Genomic DNA, 12962 nt, shown 5'->3' on the forward strand with positions numbered 1-12962 from the left:
TATTATATTTCTTTTAATATACCACGATTAACGAGTACTTTTATTTGCACAGGTGTTTTATACTGGGTTCCTAAACCTATTTGCCCAAAGGCAGGTGCAATAGTCGACCTCTCAACTTCAAATGGTTTTATCACTTCATATATATGGTATTTGCCAGTATTGTTCGGAGGAAGGGCACGCATAGGCATAGGTGTACCTGCTGGTGCTAAATATTTGCCAGTATCTCTACCAAATCTATCCACTTTTTGACCAGGCATCAGAAACACTCTCTCAATATCACCTAACGCACCGTCATTAGGCGGATAATATGGTACAATATCTGTTGCTATTTTTTTATTCTGAATAACAGTATCATTATTGCTGACAATAGATTTATAGCCAGTTTTTTTACTACACTCTGAAAGACCCCAAATGTCTATAAGCGTATTACAATCCCTTACATACCCATACAACGTAGGGTTATTTCCCATCAATCCAATCGGGTCTTGGCTAATATAATTACCAATCCTCGGGTCGTAATATCTGAACCTGTTGTAATACAGACGAGTCTCATCATCCTCGTACTGTCCCAACTGGCGGAAGGGGATGAAGTCACGGATGCCTTTGCGGTTGCGAAGATCACCATAGATGTCATAGTCTGCTTGCCAGACAACAGTACCATAGCTGTCATACGCTTCCACGGGGCGACCCATATAGTCGCTGATAATCGTATAGCGTTCACCGTTCTGCAGCTTTGCCACAGGAACGTACGAACCTTCCTCATATACCCACGTGACAAGGTTCTCTACCGGCTCATCGCCTAACATTCGGATGCGACCGAACTCGTCGATGCTATGCTGCGGACGGTCCTTCTCCTCATACTGCCACTCCTGCACCATCACGTTGCCGTCCCAGAGATAACGGAAGACGTGACCGTTGAAGAGCTTTGCTGTACGACGCCCAAGGGCATCATACTCGAAGCGGACGATCTTGCCGTAGGGAAGCCGCACCTCCTTGAGCATACCGTTGCCATACCATTCATAGGCATAGTCACCTGTCTGCCAGGCAATATGCGTGCCACTATCCTCCGACACCTCGTGGTTCGGATGCTGTGTCAGTCCACGCCGTGGGGTCTTCAATATGAGGTTGCCCTCTACGTCATAGAGATAGTCATAATGGCGGTCACGGAGAATCCTGCCGCCCTTGCCGTATTCCCTGTCTCTGCGGTCACGACTACGGAAGACATTGCCCACGGCATCGGGCATACGGTAGTCGTCCGTACCGTCCTCATAGCGGGCACTCATCAGACTGCCAACCGCATCATAGGTATAGGCTGTCTTGCCGCCCGTAATTCCGTCCATCACACTCTGCAGACGTCCCGACGCATTCCACGCATAGCGGCGGTCGTAGCCGTCCTGACGCAGTGAGCGACTCTTCTGCGAGATAACATTACCGTAGGCATCGTAGGTACGTGTCATACGGATGCCACCAGAGAATATCTTCTCTATCTTCAGCCCCTCGCTGTCACGGACGATCTTCTCCTCCCAGCTCTCACCGCCACCACCGGCTGCCGTCACACGGTTGAGAAGTCCGTCCTCATCAAAGCCGTTCCGTACGACAGAACCAAGTGAAGTACGTGTCTCTATACGGTTTCCAAGGTCATCATAGACATTCTCCACCGTCGTACCCCTGTCATCAGGCAGACCACCACTGAAACACTCCCTGATTACACGACCGCCTTCGTCATACTCCATGGCAACGCTTCCCGTAGCATTGCGTGCCTCGGTAAGCCTACCGAGTGCATCATAGCTGAAAGCCTCTATCGTACCGTCGCTGAAGCTGCTGCGTGTCAGCCGTCCCCGCTGGTCATACTCATACTCCGTCCATCTGCCACCAGCCCTTTCCTCACGGATGACACGTCCGGAGCGGTCACGCACATAGGAACGGTGCATACGGTCAAAGCCCGTCTCACCGACAATCTCCCCACGGAGGTTGCGGTCAAAGGTATATTCCTCCCCATGCTCGTTGGTAAGCATACGGAGACGGTCCATGCGGTCGTAGGCAAAGCGCAGCACGCTGCCGTCCTCGCCCTCACGCTGGAGGATGTCGCCCATCGGCGAATACTTGTACTTCACACGGTGGAAGCCCTCGCTTGCCTCGACCACATCCTCATAGGAGTTGTAGCGGAGCTTCGTCGTACGCTTCCCAGTGGTGATGGCAGTAACCCTGTTCAGACGGTCGTAGCGGAAAGTCTGCCGTGCACCGGCAGAGGTAAGGACAGAGACGACATTACCCTTATGGTCATAGCCCCACCGTGTACCCACACCCTTCTCATTCTTTACAGAGACAAGATTGTTCTGCTCATTGTATTCCAGGTGTACCGTCCTGTCATCAAGGCTCACCGAAGACAGCAGTCCACGTGTGTCATACTCAAAGAAGGTAGCCCGGTCATCCGCCTCTATGACGGCAGCGAGCTGTCCCTCTCCGTTGACAGGCGTGCCGTCTTCAGAAGGTTCATGATAAACAAGAACACGACGGTTGCCCAAGGCATCAGTCTCAGTTATCAGCCTGTCCTCCTCATCATAGGCACGTGTCTCCTCCGTTCCGTCAGGATGGACAACACTTGTAAGATTACCACGTTCATCATAGCAGTAGCCTGTCATACGTCCTTCGCCATCCCATTCACGGTAGACCTCATAATATTCTGTATATTCGTAGCGTTCACGCACACCCAGTTCGTCTTCCACGGAAGTGACAAGCTGTTCTGGGGTGTAACGATAAATAGTCCTCTCGTTCTCCCCATTGACAACTACGTTATAGCCTTCCTCTGTGTGGTATTCCATCCAGCCTTCCTGGTAACCGCCCTCACCCCAGGTATGTATGCAGCGGGCCTTCTTTCCTTCTCCCTGATACTCCCAATAGAAAGTCTGGCCGTCCCTGTCGGTCTTCGATGTCATAAGATGGTTCTCATATTCAATATGAGTGGTCTTACCCATGGCATCCGTGACACCCGTCATATCACCCGCCTCGTTATAGCTATACTCGACGAGCGTCTCGTCCTCGTGTCCGTCAGCAGACAGGAGTACTACTCTTCTTACCTCCGGGCAACGGTCATACTCAAGGCGTAGCTTTCTTCCAGAAGCATCAGTGATTTCCTTCAGTTTTCCTGCTACATACTGGAACTGTATTGTCTGTCCGGAAACATTCCTGATGGATGTTAGTCTCCACCTGTCAGCTTCTACAGCATTGACCCTTGCATAAGTCTTGGTAATACGGCTTTTATGGTCATAAGTTTCAAAAAACTCATGTCCACGACGGAGTGTCAGATGCTCAGATCGGATATAGGCTTCTTCTCCCTCGGAAAGCATAGGGAAGCCCAAGACCCTTCCGTCCTCGATACGCACACCGATAGCATCCTCCTCAGGGTCAAGGATTATATCAAGGTCATAGTTGTTCTGACAGCCATGACCGAGGATACCCACATAGTCATTACTGCTACTCCACTTCCGCTTCCATTCAAGTGGCATAATCCCTTGAAAGGCAAAGTCAGTACCCTCATAGACTACTGCTCCACTCACAAGATTCACCGGTTCAAAGCCCAACTTACAAAGCAGAGAACTAAACCGATTATCTTCTCCTGCTATCTTCTTCATCAGCTTGTTTGCACCTATTCGGGCATATCGCATGATAGCACCAAAGCCAAAACTCATGGCAAGCCCTTTCAGCATACCAGCCCAGTCAGGGACAAGCGGATCACCAATATTTACAGGTGCTCCGTAAGGAATAGGAAGCGAACCTGAGAATGGAGCATATCTGGTTGGAATAAGATCCCAGAATTTCTTATGTCCAGGCTGTATCGACAAAGGTATTCCTATATCGCTACAAGTCATTACGAAGTATCCTTTTCCACTCAGTCGAGAACCTTCTGCGTAGACTCTTTCTGCTCCAAAAAAGTTCATTGAATCATGACCGATAAGAGGTGCCATTGTAAATATACCTACTATAGGGATGTGAACAAGTGGAATAATAATACCTTGCGTATCAGATACTCCTCTCTTGAATCCATTTACATGAACTGTGGCACCGATATATGGAATATAGTCCATCGGATCCATAACGAAACCAATAAACGGATGAAAAGCATTCCATGATGTCGTAAAATGGATGTCAATTCCTAATATCGGGGTCAGATGTGTATCAACTAAATTCATCTATACTGGGTTGTTTAGGGTTCTTTATTTGCTGGAACTGTAGGGTGGCACGAGATGCCCAGTCTTCACCATATATTCTGTTCATTCTGTCTTCAATATCTCGCCGCTCATCCTTTGTCAGCTTTTTATCATAGAATAAGAGGAAAGCTGCAACAAGGAAGGATTCTGTATATTTGTGGCTTTCTGCTTCCATCATTGAAAGATGTGGAAGGACTCTACGAAGAAGTATGGAAGCACTCTCTTTTGTGGAATTTAGAATGGAGGCAACTATAATATTCTGGCAAACTCCCATAGCACCGATAATATCGTTATGAGAAAGACAATAGTCCATCGCCTTCCCGAACCAGTTAAGTCCTTCATTGTGCTTGCCAATATAGTTTAAATATGAAGCCTTATAGGTATAAAGAGTAACGGTCATAGCTGCTACTGAACCGTCTGACTGGTGGGAATCACACAAGGTTATACCCTTATCCAGCAGTGCAAGTGCTTGTCCATCCTTGTAACGGAAAAGGAAACCAGCATAGACGATATAGGTGTAGAGCCACAATGATGCCTGGCCGGATGCACGACCGATATCCAGCAGACGTTCTCCAAGATTATCCAACTTACCCCTTTGGTCTCTGGAGGCAGCCTTGCCCATCTCAACCATAATCTTTCTGATCTTTACGTTTGGATCTTCGGGATTGCCTTGTGTAAGCAGTTCGTTATAAGCTCCTTCCATATCAAGGTTATTCAAGTTTATGGTCACACATTGTTTTTTAAGGCTGGAAGCCAGTGAACTGTAAACTTCTTTATCCGTATAATCAATAACAAGCAGTGCAATATGGGAAGGAAGTGATTTACAGAATTCTGTTAACCATTTTTCAAGCTGGTCATAACCACATAATAGTCTGGGAACAAGTCCGAGAAGAAGCATGCTCCGACCGTGATTTGGAAGGCTCTGACTGAAACTGTCCAAAACCGAAAGCAATAACGGCTCCTGATGAACGTGGTCAGCCTCTTTCACCTTGGCAAGATATCGGGTGTGTTCCTTCCAAGGGAGTTGCGGGAATTGTTCCAGTGCACGTGCATACTCTTGAAGCCAGTCATTACAAAGCTGCCATGCGAACGTATGTGGATCAGAAAAATCTGTCAGCATCACTACTGGTGTCTCTTCTATCTTACCGTAAGGTGATGACTCTAATTTCAAAAATCCATTGACAATGGGAAGGTCTGCCTCCCTGATTGCAAGCCTGACAAGTTTATAACCTGACTTTCCTGCCATTCGTTCCTTCCAGATACCCTGTATTCTGCCTATCCGTTCTGCTATTGGGTTATGTTCGTTTGACACCATATAAAATACTAATTGAGATTGATGGATCCGCTACCCTTGACAGTCGTCGTAATGGATTCGATATCTGCAGCCACTTTACCCTTAATACTTACAGTGTTGCCAGCATTGATGTTTACTTTGTTTGCTTTCTGTTCGACAAGTGCATTGCTCTTGATCTTTACAGACTGCGTACCTGTTGTAGTGTATTGCTTTGTTGTCTGTTCGATAGAGTCCTTTCCATCTACCGTGATTTTCTTACCATCAACCGATATATCCTTGCCGTTTATCTTTATCGTTCCATCTTTGTGTAACTCAATGGTAGCACTACCACAGGAGATGAGTATTTCCTCAGACGACTTGAACGTGGCATTTCCAGAACCATCCATGAAAATACTCGTATTACCTGGGTCAGCTAATGTAACGCTACCCTTTGAGTCATCAAGTTTCAGTGAACTGCCACTGCGTGTGGTGAGGCTCTTGCAGTTATTGCCCTTGCCGCCGCCACCACCTGTCGATCCGTTGAACAGGCTGCCCATGACATAGGGACGGGAGGGATCTCCGTGGCGGAAGCCGACGAGGACATGGTCGCCGACCTCGGGGATGAATACGAAGCCGCGGTTGCTCTTCACGTCACTACTGCTACCACCATCCGGTGTCATCACACGGATCCAGTTCGTGTTCATGTCGTCAGCCTGCCAGTTCATCCGCACCTGGATGCGGCCGCTGCCCTTAGGGTCGTCGTTCCTCGTCACCGTAGCCATCTGCGTCTCGGCATGGGGGATGCGTGCGTCGGGCACGGGGATCACCTCAAGGGCGGAGGGGAGTGCCTTGAAACGGTTGCGGTAGTAGCCGTCCTCACCCACCTCGTGCACGATCTCGGTGATGATGAACTCGCCCAGCGTCTTGCGGGAGAGCGACCTGAAGGACTGGTAGAAGGAGCTGTCTATCTTGACGACGCTGCCCACACAGAGACCCGGGACACGGCTCTCGGCGGTGACGTAGTGGCTCTCCGCCGTCTCGGCCGACTGCTTGCGGCGCATGTAGTCCACCAGCTCCGGACCGGAGTTGACACGCTGCTCGGCATACTGGCGTGCCGGGACGCTGAACAGCTTCATCGAGGCTGCCACCGCCTTGCGGGCAAGGAGGTCCTGGCCGGCCGTCTCCGACGGGCTCGCCTCGTTCATCTGCTGGTCGGATGAGGAGTGGTAGCTGTAGGCCTTCTTGGGACGGGCAAGCGTCTGGATGCCGATGTCAAGCGAAGAGAGGGTGGTGCCGAACTCAAGGCAGACCGAGTCGGGAAGTGTCTTGGGGCGCCCGAAGACGAGTGATGTGCCGTCATAGTAGAGCCATTCCTTGTACTGTGCGGCAAGGCGGCGGATGAAACCGAACTGGGACTCGCCGTACTGGCAGAGATAGTCAGGCGTGCCGCCGTAGGCTGCATTGACCCGTGACTCAACATTCGCATCGTCACAGAGCCGGCTGACGATTTCTCCGATCTTCTTCCCTGTCCATGAGAAGTTGCCGGGGGCGGTCTCCAGGCGGTAGGTGGCGGAGTAGCCGGACACGATGAGATGCCCGAACTCGCTGTCCTCACGGTGCATGTGGACGTTCGTCACCACGCCCAGGAAGGAGGTGCTGCCGTCGGTGCGGACGGTCAGGGGCTCGCCGAGCCAGTCGGAGCTGCCGCCCATGTCATGTGAGAAGCGGCTGCTGCCGGTCTCGAGGTCGAGGACCAGCTCGAAGTAATGATGGTCGCCTATGCGCTGTTCCAGGCGGAAGGACTTGAAGGTGGGGATTGCAGTGTCACCGATGGTCACGGTGAAGCGTATGTCGGGAAATGCCATGTCGTATCGTTTTTACTGTGGGAATGTCTGTCGGGAAAGGGATGGTCATAAGGAAAGGGATGTAGGCATAAGGCAGGAGGGCATGCCGGGAGACCTGCTCCCTGACATGCCCTCCCCGCCGTCCGTAGGCTTATGTGCGTGGCCAGCGGTTGTCAAGCTCCGCATTGCCCACCGTGATGGTCTCCGCAGAGAAGGTCATCGCGATGGTCATGGGAGTCTCGTTCTCAACGTTCAGCGTCTCCTTGTAGTGGACGATGTACGCATTCTTGAAGCAGATCTCCTTCATCTTCGCGTCCTCCTCGGTCTTCTTGTAGACGATCTTGCCCTCGACGGCCTTGAACTGGCTGTTGAGCATGGCCTCGATGGCCGTCGTGTCGTCCGTTGACTCTACCGTCACGCTTACGCGGCCGCCCGAGATGCTTGATGAAGGCTTGCCCTTGCTGTCAGTGTTGCGGCTGAACTCGTAGTTGGAATAGAGTACGTCGTACTCCTTGCCACCCAATTCCAATGTTGCTCTGAATGAACCCATGATTGAAAAAATTTTAAGTTGTTAATAAATAATGATCAGAGAGGCAACTCTGCATCATCCTGCAAGGGACAAAAAAGAGAAAACCTCAAACAACTTCCTGAAGTCTCCTCTGTGCGGCTGTGAACAGTCTTGCTCTGAATGAAGAGGAAGAATTGCAATCTGTTGTATAATAGAATATTGTTTCCTACAATATATACGCAAATATATACTGCAAATATAGAAAGATACCCCCGTACATGCAAGTATCTCGCCCGTATTTTATCCACCTTTAACATTCCTTGTCAGGTTTTTACGGTTGCTGCCCGATAAGACCAAAACAAGCATACGCTACAAAGCGGAATCACTTTCAGTCCAGCCCAGTTCATCAGGACATGAATGGTTTGGGCTTGAACTGACAGCCGACAGGTATCTGACAAACACTTGTTCTCAACTACAACTGTCTGACAACACCACACCTGGCAGGCAGCAATACTGGTTCATCCGTTAAATGCGTGGATGCTTTTCGTATAGCTTTAACGGAAGAAGCGAAGTTGTGCGTTAAACAAAGCAGACAGCCAAGACCGTCTTGGCTGCCTGCTTTATTATCATCCTCCGATGCAGAAAACCTTTTCATGTCAATACTTTGAAAAGGCAGACAACGTCTTGAAAAATCATGACATAATTTCGGATAAAATACCTACAGATAAAGGCAAGAACACGTGTAAAAAGCAAGTTTGCAACCGGCAGTAAATCAGTTAGTTATAAAGCTGTGCAAGAAAAGGTGCTTAATTGGACTTCAAAAGGGCGTCAGTTAGACCTCAAAAGGGCATCTATTGCAAGCCAATTGGGCGTCTTTTCAAAGCCAAGAGACCATGTATTGGTTTTGAGTAGCATGAAAATAGTTTACAAACGTTGAGTGATATGGGAAAAAGTTGTTTGTAGGAGACGGAAAGACATGGTATCTGTTTGCCTTTTCTGCATTTTTATCTTGCGCTCTATCCCTTTTTGTGAGACCGTCCGATCTTGGACAGTCATACCATACAGGTGTATAAGCCTTTGTTCTGTTTCCAATCTACGCATTTAACGCATATCGGTCATTAGAGCCTAAACAGATTGTGTTTGATCGGAGTCCAATTAAGCATCTGCTTCTTTACAAGGATGTAACACGCTGACTGATTAGAACTTGCAAACAAGAGAAACTTCCTTTTTTTTCCCGCTGTTTTCAAGCAGGATTTCAATGAATTATGTAATAAAAAATCAAAAATTAGAAGACCTCAATTCTGCAACCAAATACGTAATTTGTTATTAACACGTTTTATAAGTCTCTGAGGAAACGAGTCCTCGGAGTTTTGCCCTCCGCAGAATTTTCACTAAGTTCATGGTGAAGATAATTCAAGAACAAGATGCTATCAGTACAGAACAGAAGGATAAAAGAGCATACACAGCATGATCTGAAACCATAAAAGTAACATGAGACAATGCCGTAAAATAAGGAAAACAATCTTGCCCTTCTATAAAATAATGATTATCTTTGAACCACAATTATCACACAGGATTCATTATGGACACTCTGTCAAAACAACAACGTCATAACAACATGGCATCCATCAAGGGCAAGAATACCAAGCCCGAAATGATTGTCAGACGATACTTGTGGCACTCTGGTTTTCGGTATAGGGTGAATAACCCACGCCTGCCGGGACACCCCGACATCGTCTTACGTAAGTACAGAACCTGTATCTTCGTAAACGGTTGCTTCTGGCATGGGCATGAAGGATGCAGACATTATGTTGTCCCCAAGACCAATACCGACTTCTGGGTGAGGAAGATTATGCGCAACAAGGAACGGGACAAGGAAACCCAACAGCAGCTTGCACGGATGGGCTGGCATTGCATCACGGTATGGGAGTGCGAACTGAAGAAAGACAGGCGTGAACAGACCTTGGCATCACTGGCTTTTACGCTCAACCATATCTATCTGAAAGACCGCTCCATACTTTATCAAGTTCCCGAAGAGGAAACAGGAATGTGTATTGCCGCTGAACCAGAGGGAGAGTATTAGCAGACAAAAAGATGAGTTGACAAGTAGACGAGATAAGTGAGAAAGACAGAGTAACAAGAAGACAGAAAAGTTAGTTGACAGGTGACAAGCTGACAGGCAAACAAGATAATGGAGAAAGGTCAAGTGACAGACTGAAAGACAAAACAATAGATTATTATTTTACTCTTTGGTTAGCCTTTCTTATTGAGCATAAACTATCCTTCCCTACTGAGCACAAACCACCCTACCCCGTCTGTCCGTTCTGATAATTACAGCAGGGGATACACGGCAGCCAGACGCACGATAAACACTGTAAACAGTATTTGCCCGCAAAGGAAGCCTACGAAGAGACAACGTGTCACCATGCTGTACGACACTGCAGCAAGAGGGAAGATTGTTTATTTCAAGTGCGGATGGGTTATAGCTATCATACCAGAAAGCATGTACATTCCTATTATAACCAACACTGAAACAGTCTGTACCATCATCACTGGAAAATGACAAATCACCGCCACAGACACAACCCTGCCTAACAAAGAAGGTCTGCTTGTCCATGTCAAAACCAAGACCAACTCCGTCCGAACAGCCCTGCATAAAAACCAAGATAAACTCTATCATCAGTGTTGATACAAACACGATGACTATCAATAATATCTTCCTTGTATTCCATACTCTCTGCTTCATCTTTACAGTTCCTGTTACAAGCAAAAAAGCCAATGCAAACAGCGAACTGTTCGTATTGACTTGTAGTTTGGAATATCAATATTCAGTTTTATCAGTCTTTGCAGTCCATTGTTCAAAAACCTTAATCGCCTCATTACGCAAAAGGATTTCTGATGGTTTTCTGCGATATTGCGGTTTTACCTCAATCTCCTGATAGATGAAATCATCATCGAACCCAATTTCAGCAGCATCCTTGCGGTCGTTGGCATAGTAAATCTTGTCGAGGTGTGCCCAATAGATTGCACCGAAACACATCGGACAAGGCTCACAGGAGGTATAGATTTCACAACCTGTGAGGTCAAAGGTGTTCAGCTTCTGACATGCCTTACGGATAGTAGAGACCTCGGCATGAGCTGTCGGATCATTGTAAATCGTCACTCCATTGCTTCCCTCAGCAATGATTTCGCCGTTACGGGCAATAACAGCTCCAAACGGACCGCCGCCATTGCGTACACTTTCGGCAGAGAGTTCAATTGCTCTCCGCATCAATTCTTCTTTTGTCATTTCGTATGGTACTTTATTAGTTATTTATAACTTATTCACGTATCTGCTTATAAATGCGGTCGAAGGCTTTGCGTAATTCCGACTCATTATCTATCGTCTTACGGATTGCTTCAAGATTTCGGGCATTCGGAGAGCCCGGTATCCAGAGTTTCAGATAGCCTGCCCGTCCATATTTCTCCTTCATATGGTCACGGAACCGCTCCCACATCTGTTCATCATTCTTCTCGGGATAGTTCTCAATACCAAAGAGAATGGCACGTGAGAACACCACCTCAGGCTCAAGGTCACGGTCAGCCTCAGCTACTATCTTTCCATATATGCTGCGTGGTGTGCGTGAACTGCTGGCTCGATGATCCTCAACGGCTTCCTTCATTATCTTTATCTGTTCGGCAGAGAACCATTTTCTCAGTCGTGCATCAGCAATGAGAATCTTTCCGCTGGTTATATGATGGATGGCACGTGGTCCTGCCATGCCAAGGTCGTGATAGGCGGCAATGACATACACCATATTCACATCAGCACCCGTCACAGCTGCCAAAGCAAGCGAACTTCTTATGACACGCTGGACATGTCCGAGTCCGTGACTCTTACCAAAAGCGTTATAGCGTGGGAGAATCTGTTGCTCCACAAAGGTCATTATTTCAAGGTTGGGTTGTTGCATTGTTGGGTGATGGGTGTTGGGTGATGGGTGGTGGGTGTTGATGATTTGTTATAAGTAATGGGTGTTGATACGAACTATAATATTGTTGCTAACTGATGATAGACTGGTGTTGATACGAACTATAATGTTATTGCTAACTGATGATAGACTATAAAAATGAACTCGCCCTCAGTAGTAATCACTCCCCTCTCTCTTTGGAGAGGGGTTGGGGGGGCAAGGATATTCTTTTATGAGCTAACTATTGCAATCGTGGTTGCTATGCCATAGAGCAGCATATTGCGGGCTGTATGTGCCAGGATGAGATTCAGCTCCTTACCTTTCTTTATCTTCTTCATCAACATTGCCGTCTTGTAATGAAGGATTCCATAAGGTGCAAAGATGAAACACAAGAATATCACGAAGAGAGTATCTTGCTTTTCTCCTAAAAAAAGGATGCACGCCATCTGAAGATAAGACATAAGACCTAAGGCTGTATATAGTTTTTCAGCTTCTTCCTCGCCTATTCGTACAATGAGCGTAATCTTTCCATCACGTTTATCATTGTCCCTGTCACGATAGTTATTGACGACAAGCAGTGTATCAATCACCAAGCCACAGATGACACCTGACATAATAACCTTCAGACATAACGCCTGCGAATGGTCGGGAAGAATAACGTATGTGGTGAAAACAACTGGTACAATGCCAAAGAACACAAGTACCAGGAGGTCGCCCAATCCAAGGTAAGAGAAGTATGTTGTGTAGAGAAAAGCAAAAACAACACAGACTACTCCTACAAGTATCATCTTCCAACCACCAAAGAAAATGAGTGGCAAACCAACAAGACAAGCCAACAACGAGGTGAATACGAGTCCAATACGCATGGCAGGAAGTGTTATCCAACCTTCTGAACAAGCCCGCTTCGGACCTAACCGGGTGGTATGGTCATCGTTCCCCTTCACGCAATCGAAGTAATCATTGATGAAGTTGGAATCAATCTGCATCAGAAAAGCAAACAGGAAACAAAGAATGGCAGGGACAATCCGGAAGTTCTCCCCGCCACTTATCTTCCAAGCCCACGCAGCACCTATCATCACGGGTACCATTGCACCAGTGAGCGTCTTCGGACGCGCAGCAAGTATCCATGCGGCAAGACTGTTAGTCTTTATGTTATCGTTCTCAGAAATCAACTTTATTATT

Annotated in this window: 9 protein-coding genes; 1 reads left to right on the forward strand and 8 read right to left on the reverse strand. The window is 47.5% G+C overall.

All coding sequences use genetic code 11. From position 1 onward, the window contains the following. Positions 1-2 precede the first annotated feature (2 nt). From ADJ77_RS10735 to tssD, 4 genes are all read right to left on the reverse strand, one after another. Positions 3-4190: a glycohydrolase toxin TNT-related protein gene (locus ADJ77_RS10735; protein WP_082224173.1), complete on the reverse strand. Its 4188-nt coding sequence runs from the start codon at positions 4188-4190 to the stop codon at positions 3-5. Further along, positions 4177-5523, reverse strand: coding sequence for a hypothetical protein (locus ADJ77_RS10740; protein WP_025079242.1), 1347 nt, complete (start codon positions 5521-5523; stop codon positions 4177-4179). Before ADJ77_RS10740 ends, ADJ77_RS10735 begins: the two co-directional genes overlap by 14 nt. 8 nt (positions 5524-5531) lie before the next feature. Further along, positions 5532-7346 carry a type VI secretion system Vgr family protein gene (locus tag ADJ77_RS10745; protein WP_082224174.1) on the reverse strand — a complete coding sequence of 605 codons (1815 nt, stop codon included), beginning with the start codon at positions 7344-7346 and terminating at the stop codon, positions 5532-5534. A gap of 130 nt (positions 7347-7476) precedes the next feature. Beyond that, entirely contained in the window at positions 7477-7875 is a 399-nt protein-coding gene (gene tssD / locus ADJ77_RS10750) for a type VI secretion system tube protein TssD (RefSeq protein ID WP_025079278.1), read from the reverse strand. Between the two features lie 1540 nt (positions 7876-9415). Between tssD and ADJ77_RS10755 the strand changes: the two genes are divergently transcribed. Further along, positions 9416-9916 carry a very short patch repair endonuclease gene (locus ADJ77_RS10755; RefSeq protein ID WP_025078744.1) on the forward strand — a complete coding sequence of 167 codons (501 nt, stop codon included), beginning with the start codon at positions 9416-9418 and terminating at the stop codon, positions 9914-9916. 204 nt (positions 9917-10120) lie between these two features. On the opposite strand, the gene ADJ77_RS10760 is transcribed toward ADJ77_RS10755, so the two are convergent. The 4 genes from ADJ77_RS10760 to menA form a co-directional block, all read right to left on the reverse strand. Beyond that, entirely contained in the window at positions 10121-10579 is a 459-nt protein-coding gene (locus ADJ77_RS10760; protein WP_050696399.1) for a hypothetical protein, read from the reverse strand. 75 nt (positions 10580-10654) lie between these two features. Continuing rightward, complete coding sequence (locus tag ADJ77_RS10765; protein ID WP_025078743.1) at positions 10655-11122, reverse strand: nucleoside deaminase; 468 nt, start codon at positions 11120-11122, stop codon at positions 10655-10657. A gap of 31 nt (positions 11123-11153) precedes the next feature. Next, the gene (locus ADJ77_RS10770; RefSeq protein WP_025078742.1) at positions 11154-11783 is read right to left on the reverse strand and encodes an HD domain-containing protein; all 630 of its coding nucleotides are present in this window, start codon (positions 11781-11783) and stop codon (positions 11154-11156) included. A 227-nt stretch (positions 11784-12010) separates the two neighbouring features. Next, on the reverse strand, positions 12011-12952 hold the full coding sequence (gene menA / locus ADJ77_RS10775) for a 1,4-dihydroxy-2-naphthoate octaprenyltransferase (protein ID WP_025078741.1): 942 nt from the start codon (positions 12950-12952) through the stop codon (positions 12011-12013). Between the last annotated feature and the right edge of the window lie 10 nt (positions 12953-12962).

Source organism: Prevotella fusca JCM 17724 (assembly GCF_001262015.1).
Lineage (GTDB): Bacteria > Bacteroidota > Bacteroidia > Bacteroidales > Bacteroidaceae > Prevotella > Prevotella fusca.